The 18,923-nt window shown below is 68.6% G+C and carries 17 protein-coding genes; 4 read left to right on the forward strand and 13 right to left on the reverse strand.

Annotated elements, in window-relative coordinates; all coding sequences use genetic code 11:
* Positions 1-349 precede the first annotated feature (349 nt).
* Both ABZS64_RS26470 and ABZS64_RS26475 read left to right on the forward strand, forming a co-directional pair.
* A complete protein-coding gene (locus ABZS64_RS26470; protein ID WP_355834520.1) occupies positions 350-2,275 on the forward strand; it encodes a cellulose synthase catalytic subunit in 1,926 nt (641 codons plus the stop codon).
* Positions 2,272-4,224 (forward strand): galactose oxidase-like domain-containing protein, encoded by a 1,953-nt coding sequence (locus ABZS64_RS26475; protein ID WP_355834523.1) that lies wholly within the window; start codon positions 2,272-2,274, stop codon positions 4,222-4,224. The genes ABZS64_RS26470 and ABZS64_RS26475 overlap by 4 nt, the downstream gene beginning before the upstream one ends.
* A 55-nt stretch (positions 4,225-4,279) precedes the next feature.
* Here ABZS64_RS26475 and ABZS64_RS26480 read toward each other — a convergent pair whose 3' ends face one another.
* Positions 4,280-5,281, reverse strand: coding sequence for a glycoside hydrolase family 6 protein (locus ABZS64_RS26480; RefSeq protein WP_355834526.1), 1,002 nt, complete (start codon positions 5,279-5,281; stop codon positions 4,280-4,282).
* 186 nt (positions 5,282-5,467) lie between these two features.
* Between ABZS64_RS26480 and ABZS64_RS26485 the strand changes: the two genes are divergently transcribed.
* On the forward strand, positions 5,468-6,202 hold the full coding sequence (locus ABZS64_RS26485) for an ANTAR domain-containing protein (RefSeq protein WP_355834528.1): 735 nt from the start codon (positions 5,468-5,470) through the stop codon (positions 6,200-6,202).
* Between the two features lie 5 nt (positions 6,203-6,207).
* Positions 6,208-6,960 (forward strand): GAF and ANTAR domain-containing protein, encoded by a 753-nt coding sequence (locus ABZS64_RS26490; protein ID WP_355834531.1) that lies wholly within the window; start codon positions 6,208-6,210, stop codon positions 6,958-6,960.
* A 253-nt stretch (positions 6,961-7,213) separates the two neighbouring features.
* Here the strand turns inward: ABZS64_RS26490 and ABZS64_RS26495 are convergent, their stop codons facing one another.
* From ABZS64_RS26495 to ABZS64_RS26550, 12 genes are all read right to left on the reverse strand, one after another.
* Positions 7,214-7,882, reverse strand: coding sequence for a class F sortase (locus ABZS64_RS26495; RefSeq protein ID WP_355834533.1), 669 nt, complete (start codon positions 7,880-7,882; stop codon positions 7,214-7,216).
* Position 7,883: 1 nt separating this feature from the next.
* A complete protein-coding gene (locus tag ABZS64_RS26500) occupies positions 7,884-8,465 on the reverse strand; it encodes a hypothetical protein (RefSeq protein WP_355834536.1) in 582 nt (193 codons plus the stop codon).
* Between the two features lie 125 nt (positions 8,466-8,590).
* Positions 8,591-9,370, reverse strand: coding sequence for an HAD-IIA family hydrolase (locus ABZS64_RS26505; protein WP_355834539.1), 780 nt, complete (start codon positions 9,368-9,370; stop codon positions 8,591-8,593).
* 80 nt (positions 9,371-9,450) lie between these two features.
* Positions 9,451-10,980 carry an alkaline phosphatase family protein gene (locus ABZS64_RS26510; RefSeq protein ID WP_355834542.1) on the reverse strand — a complete coding sequence of 510 codons (1,530 nt, stop codon included), beginning with the start codon at positions 10,978-10,980 and terminating at the stop codon, positions 9,451-9,453.
* 131 nt (positions 10,981-11,111) lie between these two features.
* Complete coding sequence (locus ABZS64_RS26515; RefSeq protein WP_355834544.1) at positions 11,112-12,167, reverse strand: 2-aminoethylphosphonate ABC transporter substrate-binding protein; 1,056 nt, start codon at positions 12,165-12,167, stop codon at positions 11,112-11,114.
* Positions 12,168-12,181: 14 nt separating this feature from the next.
* A complete protein-coding gene (locus ABZS64_RS26520) occupies positions 12,182-12,979 on the reverse strand; it encodes an ABC transporter permease subunit (RefSeq protein ID WP_355834547.1) in 798 nt (265 codons plus the stop codon).
* Positions 12,966-13,763: a 2-aminoethylphosphonate ABC transporter permease subunit gene (locus ABZS64_RS26525; RefSeq protein ID WP_355834550.1), complete on the reverse strand. Its 798-nt coding sequence runs from the start codon at positions 13,761-13,763 to the stop codon at positions 12,966-12,968. The genes ABZS64_RS26520 and ABZS64_RS26525 overlap by 14 nt, the downstream gene beginning before the upstream one ends.
* Positions 13,764-13,848: 85 nt before the next feature.
* Positions 13,849-14,925: an ABC transporter ATP-binding protein gene (locus tag ABZS64_RS26530; RefSeq protein ID WP_355834552.1), complete on the reverse strand. Its 1,077-nt coding sequence runs from the start codon at positions 14,923-14,925 to the stop codon at positions 13,849-13,851.
* The gene (locus ABZS64_RS26535; RefSeq protein WP_355834555.1) at positions 14,922-15,596 is read right to left on the reverse strand and encodes a phosphonatase-like hydrolase; all 675 of its coding nucleotides are present in this window, start codon (positions 15,594-15,596) and stop codon (positions 14,922-14,924) included. The genes ABZS64_RS26530 and ABZS64_RS26535 overlap by 4 nt, the downstream gene beginning before the upstream one ends.
* Before the next feature lie 5 nt (positions 15,597-15,601).
* Complete coding sequence (locus tag ABZS64_RS26540) at positions 15,602-16,723, reverse strand: TIGR03364 family FAD-dependent oxidoreductase (protein WP_355834558.1); 1,122 nt, start codon at positions 16,721-16,723, stop codon at positions 15,602-15,604.
* A gap of 225 nt (positions 16,724-16,948) precedes the next feature.
* Positions 16,949-17,713 (reverse strand): GntR family transcriptional regulator, encoded by a 765-nt coding sequence (locus tag ABZS64_RS26545; RefSeq protein WP_355834561.1) that lies wholly within the window; start codon positions 17,711-17,713, stop codon positions 16,949-16,951.
* A gap of 70 nt (positions 17,714-17,783) precedes the next feature.
* Positions 17,784-18,572, reverse strand: coding sequence for a hypothetical protein (locus ABZS64_RS26550; protein ID WP_355834562.1), 789 nt, complete (start codon positions 18,570-18,572; stop codon positions 17,784-17,786).
* Positions 18,573-18,923 lie beyond the last annotated feature (351 nt).

An 18,923-nucleotide genomic window follows, 5' to 3' on the forward strand; every position in this document is an offset into this window, starting at 1 on the left:
CCGCCTTAAATCGTACATATATCCGCTTATAGGTTCGATTCACCCTTGCGATCATGGCTGGGGTCGGAGAACCTATCCATGAGCCAATGCCTCCAATGGGGCATCCGTTTTGCGTAGTTGGGGGTAGGAAAGGAGCATCGTTCCGTTGCGGAAGTGCGGGGAAGGGGACCCCATTCACGATCCGAACACATGACGGGCATGATGCAACCGGCGAGTGACTGTTTCGTGTCTACACGGACGGTGGCCCGCCCACTGATGTGTCCAGGGCAACTGGTCGAGGGGGACCGGGGTCAGGACGTAACGACCGACCACATCACACGCAGCCAGCATGCGTGCGGGGGGATGACTCATGACGTCGACGCCGAACGGCGCCGGGCAGCACCACGACCCTTCCCGAACCACTCAACTCCGGGTGCCTGCGCATCTGCGCACCGGAGGCCACCGGCTGCGCCCGAAAAAGGCGGCGCTGCCCCGTTACGACTACGAGCACTACAGCCGGCTCGCCGGCCCCCTCACCCAGCCCGATCCGACCAAGCCGTACACCGTGCAGTACCGCTCCCTGCTCTCGCAGGAGCCGCACCGCATCCGCGCCGCCCTGCTGCTGGGAGCCGCGCCCCTGGTGTCGCTGGGTCTGTTCGCCTGGCTGATGCAGCCCGAGCACTGGACCGAGCGCGACCCGAACCTCAAGAACGACACGCTGCTCATCCTCGACATCGTCATGCTCGTCTCGATCGGTCTGATCGAGCTCTTCCGCACGATGAACGTCCTGTCCAACGCGCACGCGACGCTGGTGGCGCGTGACCCCGTCCCGGTGGTGCCCGAGTCCGGCACCCGGGTCGCCTTCCTCACCTCCTTCGTACCGGGCAAAGAGCCCCTGGAGATGGTGACGAAGACCCTGGAGGCGGCCGTCAGGATCCGCCATCGCGGGCTGATGCACGTCTGGCTGCTCGACGAGGGCGACGACCCCGCCGTGAAGGAGGTGTGCGCGCGCCTCGGCGTCCACCACTTCTCCCGCAAGGGCGTCCCGCACTGGAACCAGGCCAAGGGTCCGCACCGGGCCAAGACCAAGCACGGCAACTACAACGCCTGGCTCCAGGCGCACGGCGAGGCGTACGACTTCTTCGCCTCCGTCGACACGGACCATGTGCCGCTGCCCAACTATCTGGAGCGGATGCTCGGTTACTTCCGCGACCCGGACATCGGTTTTGTCATCGGCCCGCAGGTGTACGGCAATTACGACACCTTCGTCACCAAGGCCGCCGAGTCGCAGCAGTTCCTCTTCCACGCCCTGATCCAGCGCGCGGGCAACCGCTACGGCGCGCCGATGTTCGTCGGCACCTCCAACGCCGTACGCATCAAGGCGATCAAGCAGATCGGCGGCCTGTACGACTCGATCACCGAGGACATGGCGACCGGCTTCGAGATGCACCGCGCGCGCAACCCCGAGTCGGGCAACAAGTGGCGCTCGGTCTACACCCCGGACGTCCTGGCCGTCGGCGAGGGCCCGTCCGCCTGGACCGACTTCTTCACGCAGCAACTGCGCTGGTCCAGGGGCACGTACGAAACGATCATCAAGCAGTACTGGAAGGGCTTCTACTCCCTGCCCGCGGGCAAGCTCTTCAACTACACGATGATGATCATCTTCTACCCGATGTCCGCCCTCAACTGGATCCTGGCGGCGCTGAGCTGTGCGCTGTTCCTGGGCATGGGCGCCTCGGGTGTGCAGATCGACCCGGCGATCTGGATGATGCTCTACGGCAATGCATCGGCGCTCCAGATCGGCCTCTACATCTGGAACCGCCGCCACAATGTCTCGCCGCACGAGCCCGAGGGCTCCGGCGGACTCGCGGGCATGGTCATGTCCGCGCTCTCCGCGCCGATCTACGCCCGCTCGCTGATGGACGCCGTACTTCGCCGCAAGAGCAAGTTCGTGGTGACTCCCAAGGGCGACTCGTCCAGCCCGGACACCCTCTTCGGCACCTTCCGGATCCATCTCTTCTTCATCCTCGTCTTCGGTGGATCGCTGGGCTCCTCCTTCTACTTCGGGCACAACCATCCGGCGATGATCACCTGGGCGACGCTGGCCCTGCTGATCACGGCGGCGCCGATTTTCGCCTGGCGGCACGGCATCCGCGCCGAGAAGAAGAAGGGAAGAGGGCGGCACGGTGGCGGGCAGCCGCCGGCCGCCCGGCCCGAGGCCCATGTGCCGCAGCAGCGGCCCAGTGCCGCCGCCGAACAGACCATGCAGATCGCCCTTGGGGGACGTAAGAAATGAGCACGCTGCCCGTCCGGCCGAACCACCGCAAGAACCGGGCCCGCCGGATAGCGATTGGCGCCGCGGTGATCGTCGCGGTGGCCGGCTTCAACGGGCCCGCACTGTGGCGCTTCGGCTCGGAGCAGTACCACGACTACGAGATCAACAAGCCCGAGTACAAGGCCGCGAACGGCCACTGGGACTTCCTCGACGTCCCCTCCGAGTACCGCATCAACACCATCCACGCGGCGCTGCTGCACACCGGCAAGGTGCTGCTGATCGCCGGATCGGGCAACAACCAGAAGAACTTCGACGCGAAGAAGTTCGAGTCGGTGCTGTGGGATCCCAGGACGAATGAGTTCAAGAAGATCCCCACGCCCAAGGACATGTTCTGCGCCGGGCACACCCAGCTGCCCGACGGGAAGCTCCTGGTCGCGGGCGGCACCAAGCGGTACGAGAAGCTCAAGGGCGACTCGACCAAGGCCGGCGGCCTGATGGTCGTGCACAACGAGGACCCGGACGATCCCAAGACCCTTCCCGCCGGTACCAAGTTCACCGGCAAGGGGAGCGGCAAGACCTTCGTCTCCAAGGACCCGGTCCTGGTGGAGAAGGCGAAGAAGATCTTCGACCCGGCCACGGGCAGGTTCCTGCGGACCGAGCCGGGCCTCGGCCGGATCTATGTCGAGGCCGAGGAGTCCGGCAAGGACTACGAGACCGGCACCGAGGACAACTACCGGGTGCAGGGCCTCAAGGGCTCCGACGCCCGCAATGTCTACGGCATCGCACAGAAGCTCGCCCTCGACAAGAAGGATTTCCAGGGCATCAAGGAGGCCTACGAGTTCGACCCGGTGGCGGAGAAGTACATCACCGTCGACCCGATGAACGAGAGCCGCTGGTACCCCACGCTGACCACCCTCAAGGACGGCAAGGTCCTCGCGCTCTCCGGCCTCGACGAGATCGGGCAGATCGTCCCCGGCAAGGACGAGATCTACAACCCGAAGACCAAGAAGTGGGATTACACGGGGATCATCAGGAAGTTCCCCACCTATCCTGCGATCTTCCTGATGGACAACGGCAAGCTCTTCTACTCAGGCTCCAACGCCGGGTACGGGCCCGCCAACGTCGGCCGCGCGCCGGGCGTCTGGGATCTGAAGACGAACAAGTTCGACAAGATCCCCGGGCTGAGCGACCCGGACAGGATGGAGACCTCGGCGACGGTCATGCTGCCGCCCGCCCAGGACCAGCGGTTCATGGTCATCGGCGGCGGCGGGGTCGGCGAGTCCGAGAAGGCGAGCGAGAAGTCCCGCCTGGTCGACCTCAAGGCCGCGAACCCCCGCTTCAAGGACGGCGCTTCCCTGGAGAACGGCACCCGCTATCCGAGCGCCTCCCTGCTGCCGGACGACTCGATCCTGGTCACTGGTGGCTCCTCGGACTACCGGGGGCGCGGCGGGTCGAATGTGCTCCAGGCGCGTACGTACGACCCGAAGACCGGCACGTACAAGCGGGTCGCCGACCCCGCGGTGGGGCGCAACTACCACTCGGGCTCGGTGCTGCTGCCCGACGGGCGCGTCATGATCTTCGGCTCGGACTCGCTGTTCGCGGACAAGGCGAACACGAAGCCGGGCGTGTTCGAGCAGCGCATCGAGATCTACACGCCGCCGTATCTCTACCGGGATTCGAAGCCGGTGGTGAGCGGCGGACCGAAGTCGATCAAGCGCGGCGAGTCGGGGACGTTCAAGGTCAAGGACGCTGTGTCCGTCAAGACAGCGAAGCTGCTGCGGCCGAGCGCCGTCACGCATGTCACGGACACCGACCAGCGCTCGATCGCGCTGGACATGAAGAAGACGGCGGACGGGATCGACGTCACCGTGCCGGAGAACCGGGCGCTGGTGCCGTCGGGCTGGTACATGCTCTTCGTGACGGATGAGAAGGGAACGCCGTCGGAGGGCGTCTGGGTCGAGGTCCCGTAAACCCCGCACCTCAATCGCCGACGGGCTCCAAAGGAGCCCGTCCGGCGATTGAGGACTACTTCGTGGCGCGGGCCAGCCCGAGCGCGTACTCCGCCCACCATTCGCCCGCCCGCGGCCCGCCCCTGCACTCGCCGTCCGACTCCCCCGGCCGCTTGACCCACAGATACGCGTCGACCAGCGCGTCGCCCGTCTTCGTCGTCGGTGTCTCGCCGAGCGCGCGGCCCGGCGGATTGCACCAGGGGTCCTGGCCCTCGGTGTACCGGCCGTTGCCGTTGCGGCTGGTGTCGATCACGAAGTGCTTGCCGCCGACCTTCGCGGACAGTTTGCGGCCGAAGTCCTTGCTCGCCGCGGTCGGATAGAAGTTGGAGACATTGACGGAGAACCCGTCCGCCTTGTCGATACCGGCCCGCTGCAGCGGGCCGAACAGCGCGTCCGGCTGGGACCAGCCCGCGTTGCCCGCATCCACGTACACCTTGGTGTTCGGCTGCTGCTTCAGCCGCTCGACGGCTCCCTTGAGCAGATCGAACCGCTCTTCGTGGAACTCCTGCGGAGTGCACTCGTCCACGAGATGCAGCACCGCATCCGGCTCCAGGATCACCGTGGCCCGCCGGTCACCGATGCCCGCCGCGACCTTGTCGACCCACGCCCGGTAGGCGTCGCCGTCGGCGGCGCCGCCCTTGGAGAACTGTCCGCAGTCGCGGTGCGGGATGTTGTAGAGCACCAGCAGCGCATCCCGGTCGGACTTCGCGGCCGCCTCGGTGAAGCCCTTGGCCTGGGCCTCCGGATCGTCCGCGCCGATCCATTCGCCGGTCGGCTGTTCGGCGATCTTCTTGATCAGCTCGGCGTTCTTGTCGTCGCCGTCCTTGCGGTACGCGGCGGCCTGCCGCGCGGCCTTCCCGTCGGGATTGACCCAGAAAGGATCTTTCTCCTTGGGCTGCTGGCTCACCGCCGGCTTCCGGCCATCGCCGTCGTCGGAGGAACAGCCTGCGAGCAGCAGCACCGCCGCCCCCGCCGCGGCCACGCACACGCGGGCGCGCCCGGTGGAACTCCCGTACATCCACTCCCCCTTGGGTGCACTTGCCGGTGTCCGCCCCCCAGGCTTTCTCCCGGACAAGACAGGTCGAATCCATCCTGGCACACCCCCGCAGAGGGGCACGAGTCCCGTGACTTTTGCGTGGAAGAGACGTGACAGACATGTGGGGATACGCTGTGCTCGCTGTTCAGCCATTCTTTGGAGGAGGGCGTGGTCAGTGATCGTATGGCCGCGCTGCTCGACGAGCTGGCGGTGCGTCGCACCGACGGGCTCGACGCCTCGTTCGCCGGGCGATGCTGCGCTGTCCTGGGCGTGGACGGCCTGGCGGTCACACTCTCCAGCAGCGGCTACGAGGGCGAGCTCGTATGGTCTGGCGACCCGCTGAGCGCCCAGCTCGACGACCTGCAGTTCACTCTCGGTGAGGGACCGAGCACGGACGCCGCGCGGGGCGGGGTGCTGATCCTCGAATCCGATCTGCTGCTGGTGCCCGCCGTCCGCTGGCCCGGCTTCCTCGATGCCGTCCGGTCACTGGAGATGCGCGCGGTCTTCGCCGTACCCCTGCAGATTGGTGCCATCCAGGTAGGGGTCTTCACCTGCCGGCGGAGCGAAGCGGGTCCTCTCGGCAATAGTGCGCTGACCGATGCCCTGGTCCTCGCGGATGCCCTGACTCTGGTCCTGCTGGGGGATGTGGCCATCGGTTTCGCCGAACTGGCGGCACTGCACCGCGCGGAGGTGCACCAGGCCACCGGCATGATCTCGGTCCGCCTGGGGGTCGCCCCCGCCATCGCGCTGGTCAGGCTGCGGGCTTACGCATTCGCGGCGGAAAGGCCGATCCTGGATGTGGCGAAAGATGTGGTGGCGAGGAAACTGCACTTCCCCGCGGACGGCACCGCGCGGGGCGAAAATGAAGACAACGGGACGCAACGCCCAGACGGATGTGGGTGACAGGGATGGACAACACCTTGCGCGAACAGAGGATCGCATCGGCATTCGTCGAGCTGGCCGACACGCTTGTCGACGATTTCGACGTGATCGAGTTCCTGCAGAGGCTGTCGGTCCGGTGCGTCGAGCTGCTCGATGTCGGGGCCGCAGGCCTGATGCTCGTCAACGGACGGGGGCAGCTGCAGACCGCGGCCTCCTCCGACGAGCGTGCCTGGTTGCTGGACCTGCTGGAGATCCAGCACCAGGAGGGCCCCTGCCTGGACTGTTTCCGCAGCGGCGCGGCCGTCGGGCCCATCACGCTGGACTCCGCGGAGGCCGTCGAGCGCTGGCCGCAGTTCACCGAACAGGCCCGCAGCTATGAGTTCGCGGGCACGTACGCCGTACCGATGCGGCTGCGCGACACAGTGATCGGCGCGCTGAATCTCTTTGTGACGACCGTCCCCGAGGAGCACGACCCGAGCGAGGTGGCGCTGGCACAGGCACTCGCGGACGCCGCCACCATCGGGATTCTGCAGCAGCGGAACCTCCGGCAGAGCGAGTTGCTGGCCGGCCAACTGCAGTCGGCGCTGACCAGCAGGGTCAGGGTGGAGCAGGCCAAGGGCGTGCTCGCCGAGCGGTGGGACGTCTCCGTGGACGAGGCGTTCGAGACCATGCGGCGCTACGCGCGGACGAACCGCGAGCCGCTGTCCGGTGTCGCTCAGCAGATCGTCCAGGGCTCCTTGCCCACCGACAGGCTTCGACCGTCCACCGATCGGCACTGAGGGCGACGACTTCACGACATGGCGTCATCCACCCCCTAGGCCCGGCCCGCGGTCCGCTCTAGAGTGTCCGGCAACGGCCCCGGCCCCAGGCCCGAGCGCAACCGGACCCACCAGAACCTCCCGTGCCGGTGCCGGGCTTCTCCCGCAGCCCGGGCGCCCGCGGTCGAGGACCGGCTCGGCCGACGGCTCTGGGGGGAGCATGTCGTCGGTCGAGCCAGGTTGGCCCCAGAGCCCCGCTCCCCGCTCCAAACGACTACTTCTCAACCGCCGCGGTGAGATAGGCCGAGACGACGACATTGGCGTTGTACGTGCCCGTCGCGCGGTCGAATCTGCCGCCGCAGGTGATCAGCCGCAGCTCCGCGCGCCCGTCCTTGCGCGGCCCGTAGACCTTCCGGGCATCGAAGCGGTCCCGGCCGAAGACCTGCACGTCGTCGATGGTGAACTCCGCCACGGAGCCGTCGGTCCTGGTCACGCGGACTTTCTCGCCAGGGCGGGCGGAACTCAGAGCGTAGAAGACGGCCGGTTTTGTCTCTGTATCGACATGACCCACGAGCAGCGCCGCGCCGGATGCGCCCGGCTGCGTACCGCTGCCGTACCAGCCCACCGTGTTCGGCATCGCGTACGGCGGAGGGTCAACCGCACCGTCGCTGTCCAGACCGCGCGGAACGACAGGGGCGGCTATGCCTATCGACGGTATCTCCACCCGGTCGGGCCGCGCGGGGCTCAACGGGTCGAGGGCGGGCGGCAGGGGCACACCGAGCGGCCGTCCCACCGCCGCCACATCGCCCGTGGTCGGCGCGGAGGTGCCGCCGGAGCCGTCGGCGATCCCCCGGCCCCAGAGCCACAGCCCGAGCAGAAGTACGGCCCAGGCCACACCGGTGAGCAGCCGACCCGTCCCCGCCGAGCGTTCGGCGGAGGACATGTCAGTCCGATTCCGTCTGCCGCCGCCGTGAGCTGCGGAAGGCCACGGCGACCGCTGCCACGCCCGCGAGGACGAGGCCGATCACGGCGTGCGGGGTGCCGGGGCCCTGGCCCTCGACCCGGTCCGTCGCGGCCACGGCGACGAGAGGGGCCGTGCCACCACCGCCCGCGCGGACCGGCGCGACGGGGCTCTTCTGGTCCGTCGGCGATGTCGTCGGCGCCTTCGTGGACTGGTTCTGTACGACCTTGATCTGCCCCGATCGCGGATGGTCCTGGCCGTCGCAGACGACGCTGACCTGGTACGTAGCGAGGCTCACGCCCACTTTCACGGTCGTGTCCCCGACGAGCTGGGAGCCCTTCCGTCCGGAGAGCTCGACCTGCCCGGCGAACGCCTGGGAGGTGACGGCGGCTGTCGTGCCCCCGCATCCCGAGACACGGATCTCCACCTCGTCACCGGGGACGACCGCGGCCGGAGCGACGGTGACCTTCACGGAGTCATCGGCGTACGCCGCGGTGGCGGCGGGCGCCAGGACCAGTACGGTGGCCGCCCATGCAGCACGGAGAGCAATCAACCCTGAACGCATCGTGAACCTCCTGATACGGAAAGATTCACGCGTCTGGGGCGTTTTCGCATCCGCAGGAGCGGCCCAGTGGGCCGTTTGGGCCCCCTGACGTGCCCAAATGCGTCAGATCTGGCAGATCCGGTCTGTCAGATCCGGTCCACGAGATCGGCGATCGAATCGACGACCTTGGACGGGCGGAAGGGGAACTTGTCGATGCCCTCGGGACTGGTGAGCCCTGTGAGCACCAGGAAGGTCTCCATGCCCGCCTCAAGACCGGCCAGCACATCCGTGTCCATCCGGTCGCCGATCATGGCGCTGGTCTCGGAGTGCGCGCCGATCGCATTCAGCCCGGTCCGCATCATCAGCGGATTCGGCTTGCCCGCGAAGTACGGGTCCTTGCCGGTCGCCTTGGTGATCAGCGCGGCAACCGACCCGGTGGCGGGCAGCGGACCCTCGGCCGACGGACCGGTCTCGTCGGGGTTGGTGCAGATGAACCGGGCGCCCGCGTTGATCAGCCGGATCGCCTTGGTGAGGGCCTCGAAGCTGTACGTACGGGTCTCGCCGAGCACCACGTAGTCGGGGTCGTGGTCGGTGAGGACGTAGCCGATGTCGTGCAGCGCGGTCGTCAGACCCGCCTCACCGATGACGTACGCCGTGCCGCCGGGCCGCTGGTCGTCCAGGAACTGCGCGGTGGCCAGCGCCGAGGTCCAGATGTTCTCGACCGGCACGTCCAGGCCCATACGGGAGAGCCGTGCGTGCAGGTCGCGCGCGGTGTAGATGGAGTTGTTCGTCAGGACCAGGAAGGGCTTCCCGGTCTCCCGCAGCTTCTTGATGAAGGCGTCGGCGCCCGGGATCGGAACGCCCTCGTGGATGAGGACACCGTCCATATCGGTGAGCCAGGATTCGATCGGCTTGCGCTCTGCCATGCGGGCGGACTCCTGCCGTACAAGAAACTCGCTGTGCTGGGGACGCCGCGACAACAGTGTGGCGGCGCCCCCAAGACTAATCAGGAAGCTGTGACCTTGACCCCGTCGACCACCCAGTACCAGTTGTTGGAACCGGTGTAGCGGAAGCGGAAGCTGACGCTGGACGCCCCGGAGGGGACGTTCACGGTCAGCGACTGCGGCTGGGAGATCACATCGGCGGTGTAGCTCTTGACGAGCGTGGGCGTACCGCCGTTGAAGGAGGCCAGGACCTGGGCGGTCTGGCTGCCCTCCTGACGGTAGAAGGTGGTGAAGTCCAGCGTCACTTTCGTCGTGCCGCTGACGCTGTACGCCGGGGTGACGAGCGTGGAGTCGTAGCCGCCCGAATGCGCCTTGTCGTCCCACTCGTCGGAGTCGGCGACCGCGAAGACGCCGCGGGAGCGGACGTTGAGCTCACGCGACTGGTCGCGCTGGGCCCTGGACCAGAACTCGTCGGTGGCGAAGGCCCAGCCGCGCCACTCGGTCACCCCGCCGGTGCCCATCGCGCTGTTGATCACCGACCAGCCGCTGGGTGCGGTGTGCGTGAAGCCCAGCACTCCGGCCGGGATTCCGGCCTCGTCGACGCGCCCGCCCAGCTGGGACTGGAGTGTGTCGAAGGGGTCGGTCGACCGCTCCTGAACGGGCTTGCCGTCGAGGCCCCAGGCCGGGTCGGGGGTGATGCCGAGCTGCTTGAAGACGGTGGCGGCGACATCGACGAGCCGGGTGTCGGCGGGCCGGGCGCCGGCGGCGATACCGGGGCCCTGGGCGAGTACGAACGTACGCCGTTCCTCGATGGAGCTGCCGCCGTGGCCGCCCGCGTCGACATGCCCGTGGTCGGTGGCGACGATGACGGTCCAGCGCTCGGTCGCGTATGTGGGGCGGGCCTTGACGGCTGCGAGCAGCCTGCCGAGATATCCGTCCTGGACGTCGATGGCGTCGAGGTATTTCTGGCTGGCGGCGCCGTAGGTGTGCCCGATCTCGTCGGTCTCGCCGAAGTAGACGAACAGGACGTCCGGGTTCTGGTTACGGAGGATGTCCTCGGTCTGGTCGGTGATGACCTTGTCGTTCACCGCGTAGTTGTTGTTGAACACGAGCTTGGCGTCGGCGCCCGGGGTGACGGTGCCATGGGTGTCGAGCTCGGGCCAGTCGACGGCGGCGAAGAGGGAGAGCTCGGGCCGGATCTGGTTCAACCGGGCCAGAAATCCGGGGTACTTGGCGTAGTTCTTACCGGTGAAGGTGTTGTCCTTCACTCCGTGCTTGTCGGGCCACACACCGGTGGAGATGGTCGACCAGCCGGGTCCGGACGAGGTCTGTGCCATGGGGTTCGCGTACAGCAGCGACGTGCCGTACGTCCCGTTCGCCATCAGGGACTTGAGAGTGGGCGCCTTGGCGGCGTCGATCCTGTCGTACCGCAGTCCGTCCATGCCGACGAAGAGCACCTTGTCCTTGCTGGTGCCGTTCGGGAGTGCGGGGGCTGCCTGGGCGGGGGCGGCGAGGCTGCCGGCGGCGGCGACCGCGGCGGTAGCGACGCCGGCGGCGAGTACGGAGCGCCGGGATATGCCGTTGAGCGGCATCTGTTCCTCCGTCAGAGGTCTGAAGTTGTGTCGGCGGGCAGACCGACGCCCCCGATTTCTCGGGGGCGTTGGTTCATACCCGTTATCATTCCGCGACGGACCGGCGCGCAACAGAAGGCGCCGGTGAACTCTTAGCTGCCAGTCGCGGACTTCCACGCGTCGACGTACGACTGGAGGTTCGTGTCGATGTCCTTCCAGTCCGGCTCGAAGACCTCGACGCCCTCGAGCAGCTTGGCGAGGTCGATGGCATTGGCGTCGGTGGCCTTCACGTCACTGCGGGCGGAGAAGCCGCCGCCGATCGCGCTGACCTCCTTCTGGGCCTTCTCGGTGAGCATGAAGTCGAGCAGCTTCTTGCCGTTCTCGCTGTGCGGGGCCTTGGTGACCAGGCCCGCCGCGTACGGCAGGGCGAAGGTGGTGGGCTTGCCGCCGTCCTTAGCCGGGAACCAGATGCCCAGGTTCGGCATGGACTTGGACTGCGCGAAGTTCATCTGCACATCGCCGTTGGCGGCCAGGATCTCGCCCTTGTCGACCTTGGGGGCGAGCTTGGAGGTGGAAGAGGACGGGCCGACGTTGTTGGCCTGGAGCTTCTTCAGATACGCCATCGCCGGCGCCTTGCCGCCGAAGTCGTGCATGGCCTTGATGACCACGGCGGTGCCGTCGCCCGCGACGCCGGGCGTGGAGTACTGCAGCTTGTCCTTGTACGACGAGTCGAGGAGCTCTTCCCACGTCGTGGGCGCCGTCTTCAACTCCTGCTTGTTGTAGATGAAGCCGAAGAAGTTGTTGACGACCGAAGTCCACTTGCCGTCAACGGACTTGTCGGCGCCGTTGACCTTGTCGGCGCCCTGGGGCTCGTACGCCTGGAGCAGTCCCTTGGAGTCGGCCTGCTGGATGAAGGGCGGGAGGGTGACGATGACATCGGCCTGCGTGTTGGACTTCTCGCGGGCGGCGCGCTGCACCATCTCGCCTGAGCCGCCCTCCACGTACTTGACCTTGATGCCGGTCTCCTTCTCGAAGTCCTTGAAGACCTGGTCGTACCAGCCGTCGCCCTTCTCGCCCTTGAGTCCGTCGGCGCTGTAAACGGTGACGACCTTCTCGTCGGCAGCGGCGGAGCCGCCGCAGGCGGTGAGGGAGGCGGCGATGACGAGGCTGCCGGTGACGGCGGCGATCGGCTTGAGGTGGCTGTGCATGGCGTGTGCTTCTCCTAGCGGTAAGAGGCTCTGGTGCGGATACGGGAGAGCGCGAGCAGGACGAGGAGCGTCGTGCCCATCAGGACGACCGCGAGGGCCGATCCGGTGAAGAGGGACCCGCGGTCGGTGGCGGTGAAGATCAGCACCGGCAACGGCATCCAGTCGGGCGGGTAGAGCATCATCGTGGCGCTCAACTCCCCCATGGACAGGGCGAAGCAGAGCCCTGCGGCCGCGTTCAGGGACGGCAGCAGGAGCGGGAGTTTCACCCGGAACAGGACGTACGAGGGGCGGGCGCCGAGGCTCGCCGCCGCCTGCTCGTACATCGGGTCGAGACGGATGATGGCGGCGGCAACCGACTGGTGGGCGAACGCCGTGACAAGAACGGTGTGCGCCAGGATCACGATCCAGCGGGTGCCGTTGAGCAGCATCGGCGGCTTGGAGAAGGCGACGAGGATCGCCAGGCCGACGACGACGGAGGGGACGGCGACGGGCAGCATGAACAGCGCGTCGAGCATGCGCCGCCCGCGCTTTTCGAGCCCGGCGGCCGCGAGGGCGGCCCAGCTGCCGACGGTCAGCGCGAGCAGACTGGCGCTCACTGCCGTGATCAGGCTGGTGGTGAGCGCCTGAAGGGACTCACCGCGCACGGCCGCGCTGTAGTGCTCGGCCGTCGGCCCGGAGGGGAACGCGCCGGACCAGTGCGTCGAGAAGGACGCGGTGACGATGACGAGCAGCGGCAGCGCGAAGAGCGGCAGGAAGAGTACGAGGAAGAGCGCCCAGGCGGCCCACTTCCCCTTGCGGCTATGCACCAACACGGCGGCTGACCATTCGGTAGAGGCTGTAAAGACCCACGGAGATCGCGATGTTGACGACGGCGACGACGCAGGCGGCCGGGTAGTCGGATCCGAGGATCGCCTTGCCGTAGACGAGCATCGGCAGGGTGGTGACGCCCTTGGCCCCGGTGAACAGGACGATGCCGAATTCGTTGAGGCACATGACGAGTACGAGACTCCCGCCGGCGGCGAGCGCGGGCAGCGCCTCGGGCAGGATCACCCGCCGCACGATCCGCGCGGGCCGCGCACCGAGCGAGGAGGCGACCTCCAGCTGCGCGGTGTCGAGCTGCGAGAAGGCGGCGAGGAGGGGACGCATCACGAAGGGCGTGAAGTAGGTGATCTCCGCGAGGAGTACGCCCCAGGGGGTGGTGAGGAAGTGGAACGGGCCCTCGGCCGCGCCGGTGACGTCCGTCCACAGCCCGTTGGCCATCCCGACGGTGCCGTAGACGAAGAGCAGCGCGAGGGTGATGAGGAAGGAGGGGAAGGAGAGGAAGACGTCGATGGACTTCGAGACCGCCTTGCCGCCGGGGAAGGGCACGAAGGCGATGACCAGGGCGAGGACGAACCCGAGGACGAGACACCCGACGGTGGCGCCGACGGCGAGCCAGACGGTCGTGGTCAGCGCGTCGCGGAAGGCTTGGGAGGCGAAGACGTCGGAGTAGGCGCCGGGTGAGAGGGACTCTTGAATGACGAGCCCAAGTGGATACAGGAAGACGAGCGCCAGGATGGCAACGGGCGGCAGGACCCAGAGCACCGTTGTGGGCATACGTTCCGCAGGGGCGATGGGGGCACCCCCCAGGCCCGGAGGGCTCTGGGGGAGGGTGGGCACAACCCCCGGCGCCGGGTGCGCTCTACTCACCGGTCACCCCGCCCGCCAGCAGCACCGCGTCCTCCGGCGCGAAGTGCACCGTCACCTCGTCCCCCAGCTCCGGCGCATCCCGCAGCTCGCGGACGTCCGCCTTGACGCGATGCCCGTCCACATCCACGTACAACCGGTGCGTGGCCCCCCGCCACTGAACCTCCGCGATCGTCCCGCGGAGCGCATTCGGCCCGGCCCCGATACCGACCAAGTGCGGGCGTACGCACAACGTGGCGCTCGTGCCGGACGGAACGCGGTCCGTGGACACCTTGAGTTCGGCGCCGCCGAAGGACACGGATCCCGCCCCCACTGTCACCGGCAGCAGATTCGCGTTGCCGACGAACGACGCCGTGAACTCCGTACGCGGCCTCCGGTACAGCTCCTGCGGCGTACCGCAGTCCCGCAGCCTCGCCCTGTCCATCACCGCGATCCGGTCCGCGAGCGTCAGCGCCTCGACCTGGTCGTGCGTGACGTACAGGATCGAGACGTCCGGCAACTCCCGGTGCAGTCGGGCCAGTTCCGCGAGCATCCCGGACCTGAGCTGCGCGTCCAGCGCCGACAGCGGCTCGTCGAGCAGCAGCACTCCCGGCCGGATCGCCAGCGCCCGCGCGATCGCGACGCGCTGCTGCTGACCGCCGGAGAGCTCACGCGGATAGCGTTGCGCGTACGCCGCCATCCCCGTCATCTCGAGGGCTTCGCCGACCCGCGCCGGTATCTCGCGCTTCGAGACCTTCTGCGCCTTCGACCCCCTCTGCGCCCGGAGCCCGAAGGCCACGTTCTCCGCGACCCTCATGTGCGGGAAGAGCGCGTACTGCTGGACGACCATCCCGATCCCCCGCCGGTACGGCGGCAGCCCGGTGACATCGCGCTCGCCGATGAAGACGCGCCCGGAGACGGGCTCCACGAATCCGGCGACGGCCCGCAGCGCCGTGGTCTTGCCGGAGCCCGAGGGCCCGAGCAGCGCCATGACCTCGCCCGGCTCGACGGTGAGATCGAGGGAGTCGAGCGCTGTGCTCTCACCGTGCCTCCCGTACGCGACCGAGACGTTCTCGAAGCGGATGCCGGTCATCGGTCCGCCCCGGCGAGCAGCCCCGGCAACTCGGCGACAGATCCCAGCACATGGGTCGCGCCGTGCGTCTCCAGCTGCTGCTTGTCGTGCGCGCCGGTCAGGACGCCCGCGACGACGCCCGCCCCGGACCGTACGCCGCTGAGCATGTCGTACGAGGTGTCCCCGACGACCGCGATCTGCTGGACGCCGTCCACCGCGCCGGTGCGCAGGAAAGCGGCGAGCACCATGTCGGGGTAGGGACGCCCGCGGCCGCCCGCGTCGGCCGGGCAGAGGGTGAGCTCGACCAGGTCCTGCCAGCCGAGCGCGGCCAGGATCGCGTCCTGGGTGGTGCGGGCGAAGCCGGTGGTCAGGGCGACCGTGCGGCCCTGGGCGCGCAGCTCTTCAACGGCCTCCCGCGCGCCGGGAACCGGTGCGATGCGCCCGCCGTCGACGAGTTCGCCGTACGCCTCCTCGAAGGCGGCGTTGGCGGCCTGCGCCTTCGTCTCGTCGCCGAAGAGATGACGGAAGACGGAGATCTTCGACTCGCCCATCGTGGCCCGGACGTAGTCGATCATCGCGGCGGGGTCCTCGCCGAGCCGCGCGGCGGCCGCGGCGAAGGCCTGCTCGACAAGGCCCCCGTCGGCGACGGTCGTCCCCGCCATGTCCAGTACGACAAGGTTCAGCTTCGTCAACTTCCTCACCAGCCCAGTTCGTTCGCGGTCGTCTCGGCGATGGCGGGCGAGCACGTCATGCCGCGCCCGCCCGGCCCTGTCACCAGCCACACGCCGTCGCGCACCTGCTGCCGGTGCACGACACGGCCGGTGTCGGTGCACTGCGCGTACACCCCGGCCCAGCGGCGGCGGATCGTCGGCAGCGGCCGGCCGAGGAAGGACTCGACGACCTCGGTGAGGTGCTCGTACGGGTCCTCGACCGTGTCGAAGGCGAAGGGATGCTCGTACTCGTGGGTGTCACCGATGGTCAGCCCGCCGTCGCGGCGCTGCACCATCAGCAGCTGCATCTTGTGCACGGCGGCTGTCGCGGTCTGGTCCTGCCCGGAGTTGAGGGCGTCCAGGGCCTCGCTCGCGTACGCCGGGTAGTAGCGGAAGCTGTCCGCGTCGGCGACCGAGGTGGTGAGCGGCTCACCGAGCGGGTCGGTCTGCATCATCTGCAGGCGTACTCGGCGTACGGGCAGGTCGGGGACGAGTTCGCGAACGAGACCGGAGAGCGCTGCGCCCGGGCACAGGACGACGGCGTCACCGGTGTGTACGTCACCGTGGTCGTCGCGGACGGATCCTTCACCGACCACGTCGCGGATCTCGCGCCCGCCGAGGTAGGTGTAGCGGCCGGAGGCCAGCAGGGCTTGCTTGAGGGCGAGTTGGGCGGGCCGGGGCTCGACCGCGGCGTCCCGCTCGCACCACAGGGCAGCGGTGAAAGCCCCACGCAGGGCGGGGTTGATCCGGCGCGCCTCGTCGGCGGTGACGAGCTTGTAGCCGCGGGCCGCGGCATCGGGCCGCGCGACGGCGGCCTCGGCCACGGCCAGCTCCAGTTCACTGCGTACGGGAGTGAGCGAGCCGATGGCCCGGAAGCCGAGCCCGGGAACGCGAGCCCCGATGGACTCCCACAACTCACGGGCGCGCAGGGCGGTTTCGAGCTCCTCGCCGCCCGCGCGGCCGCTGACCCATATCTGGCCGAAATTGCGCAGACTCGCGCCTCGCGCCTCCGTCTCGCGCTCGATCTGAACGACCTCGTGGCCGCGTTCCACTGCGTGCCAGGCGTGCATGGTTCCCACCACGCCGGCTCCTACGACGATGACTCTCACGACGGCAACGCTCCTGGGAGTTGGTGTCCCGTTCGGGGCCGGTCGGCAACGGGACGGTGAACGGGCCATCAAGCTTGGCCCAGACCCGTTACCTTCTCGTTACCGACGTGATGCGTCCAGAGCGCGTCGTGACGTTTGAGTCAGCCGCCTTGCCGAGGTGAGCGGTGCCGCATCTCCCGGGGGACAACCCCTGGCCCCCCCGCAGAAACCCTCGGCGTTCAGCCCTCAGTTCTGATTGCCCAGGTGCGTGGTGAAGCTGAAGCGGTCACCGCGATAGAGGGTGCGGACCCGCTCCAGCGGCTTGCCCGCCGTGTCCCGCGAGACGCGGTGGATCAGCAGCATCGGCAGAGCCGGGGGCGTGCCGATGAGCAGCGCCTCGCGCGGGGTCGCGAGCACCGTCTCGATCCGCTCGTCCGCGTCGCCGAAGGCGATCCCGAGCCGTTCGCACAGATAGGCGTAGAAGGACGATTCGGGGTCGAAGTCGGCGTCCAGGCGCGGCACTCGGGCCACGGAGACGTACGTACTCTCCAGGCCGACGCGTTCGTCGTCCGCGAGCAGGACCCGCTCCATGTGCCATACGGGCTCGCCGCGCGCCGCGCCGATGTCGGCGGCGAGCGCGTCGTTGCAGGGGAAGCGGTCGAGGCTGATCAGGGTCCGGCCCGGGGTGCGGCCCTGGCGGCGTACGCCCTCGGTATAGCTCGCCAGCGAGAGCGGCTGCTCCAGCTTGGGGCCCGCGACGACGGTGCCGCGGCCCTGGCGGCGCAGCCGGCCCTCCAGGAGGAGTTCGCGCAGTGCCTGCCGCACCGTCTCGCGCGAGACCTCGTACCGTACGGCGAGATCGCGCTCGGTCGGCAGCAGTCCTCCCTCGCCCAACTCCTCGATCAGGAGGGAGATATGGGCCTTGACGGCGTAGTACTTGGGGATGCGTCCGTGCTCCGGAATGCCGGAGCGGACAGGGGCGCCGGGCGCCTGGTCGTTCGGGTAGTCCACCAGGGGATGCTCGCAGACGTATGTGAACGATCAACGTCGGGCTTTACGCATCAGCGCCGGCCGGTGCGCGTCAGCGTCGGCCCCCACGCATCCGGCGCTGCGCGAGCAGCAGGATGCCCGCCCCCAGCAGGACCACACCGACCGCGGCCCCGAGGCGGATGAGCGAGCCGGTGCCCGTGGTGGCGAGTTCGTCGAGGGTGACCGTGGCGCCGGAACCGTCGTCGTCGAGGACGGCGAAGCGGTAGTCACCGGACTCCCCGACCCAGTCGCCGTCGTCGCCCTGACGCTGGACGACCGCGGCGTTGACGGTGACCTGGTTGGGCGGAGTGTCGGCGCCCAGCGCGAGGCGGACCTTGACGGTGAGGGACTTGCGGGCGGGCACGACGAAGCCGGAGCGGCCGTCGTCGAGTACGCCGACGATCTCGTCCTGGGAGGTGGTCTCCAGGGTGACGGGACGCCAGTGGCCCGCCGCGTCGTCGTAGAACTCCAGCGTGAGCCGGGCCGGGGTGAGACCCGGGTCGCGTCCGGTGAAGACGATCACCGGGTGGATGTTGCCGCAGTTCTCGCCGGTGGTGTTGGCGAGGTCCACGGACCACTGCTCGAAGCCGCCGCCCGGGTGGTGGACGGTCGGGCCGCCGTGGATACGGGTGTCGATGGGGAAGTCGGGGTCGGACACCTTGCCGCAGGTGGGCAACTGGTCGTCGGCGCGTGCGGGAACGGGCGCCGCGGCGGGCCCCGCGAGGGTCTCGGTGGCGGTGCGGGCGGTCACTGCGGCGGCCATCGCGGCCGAGCCGGTGAGCACGGCGGGCGCGATGGTGGCTGCGGTGACTCCGACGGCGAGGGCATTGCGCAGTCGCATGGGGGACCTTTGCTGCTCGGCTGCGTACGAACCCCGGGGGGATCACCCGGTTGTGCAGCGAGACCCTGCCACGCGCGCGCGGCGGTGCACGGCCGCCACGTCCGGACAGGGCCGATCAGCCGGGCAAGTCCGCCCTATCAGCCTATTTTCGGTGCGGTCGGCGAGGGGGTGCCTTGGGGATCAGGCCGGATCAGTGAGCGGGGTCTGGCGATGGGGGCACCTCCCGTGCCCGAAGGGCTACGGGCGAGCACCCCAAGGCGGAGGAAGTAGCCCACGCGGAGCGCCGGCGACTGACGACAACGCAGCGAGGTGCCGTGCCAGGGCACCCAAACCGGCAAGATCCGAAAGAAA

The sequence above is a fragment of the Streptomyces sp. NPDC005408 genome, assembly GCF_040606445.1.
Taxonomy (GTDB): domain Bacteria; phylum Actinomycetota; class Actinomycetes; order Streptomycetales; family Streptomycetaceae; genus Streptomyces.

Coding starts and splice junctions, on each gene's coding strand:
- ABZS64_RS26525 (WP_355834550.1), bottom strand. CDS start 13,763: ATGCCCACAACGGTGCTCTGGGTCCTGCCGCCCGTTGCCATCCTGGCG.
- ABZS64_RS26495 (WP_355834533.1), bottom strand. CDS start 7,882: ATGTCCTCCGCCGAACGCTCGGCGGGGACGGGTCGGCTGCTCACCGGT.
- ABZS64_RS26550 (WP_355834562.1), bottom strand. CDS start 18,572: ATGCGACTGCGCAATGCCCTCGCCGTCGGAGTCACCGCAGCCACCATC.
- ABZS64_RS26515 (WP_355834544.1), bottom strand. CDS start 12,167: ATGCACAGCCACCTCAAGCCGATCGCCGCCGTCACCGGCAGCCTCGTC.
- ABZS64_RS26500 (WP_355834536.1), bottom strand. CDS start 8,465: ATGCGTTCAGGGTTGATTGCTCTCCGTGCTGCATGGGCGGCCACCGTA.
- ABZS64_RS26480 (WP_355834526.1), bottom strand. CDS start 5,281: ATGTACGGGAGTTCCACCGGGCGCGCCCGCGTGTGCGTGGCCGCGGCG.
- ABZS64_RS26475 (WP_355834523.1), top strand. CDS start 2,272: ATGAGCACGCTGCCCGTCCGGCCGAACCACCGCAAGAACCGGGCCCGC.
- ABZS64_RS26490 (WP_355834531.1), top strand. CDS start 6,208: ATGGACAACACCTTGCGCGAACAGAGGATCGCATCGGCATTCGTCGAG.
- ABZS64_RS26530 (WP_355834552.1), bottom strand. CDS start 14,925: ATGACCGGCATCCGCTTCGAGAACGTCTCGGTCGCGTACGGGAGGCAC.
- ABZS64_RS26505 (WP_355834539.1), bottom strand. CDS start 9,370: ATGGCAGAGCGCAAGCCGATCGAATCCTGGCTCACCGATATGGACGGT.
- ABZS64_RS26510 (WP_355834542.1), bottom strand. CDS start 10,980: ATGCCGCTCAACGGCATATCCCGGCGCTCCGTACTCGCCGCCGGCGTC.
- ABZS64_RS26470 (WP_355834520.1), top strand. CDS start 350: ATGACGTCGACGCCGAACGGCGCCGGGCAGCACCACGACCCTTCCCGA.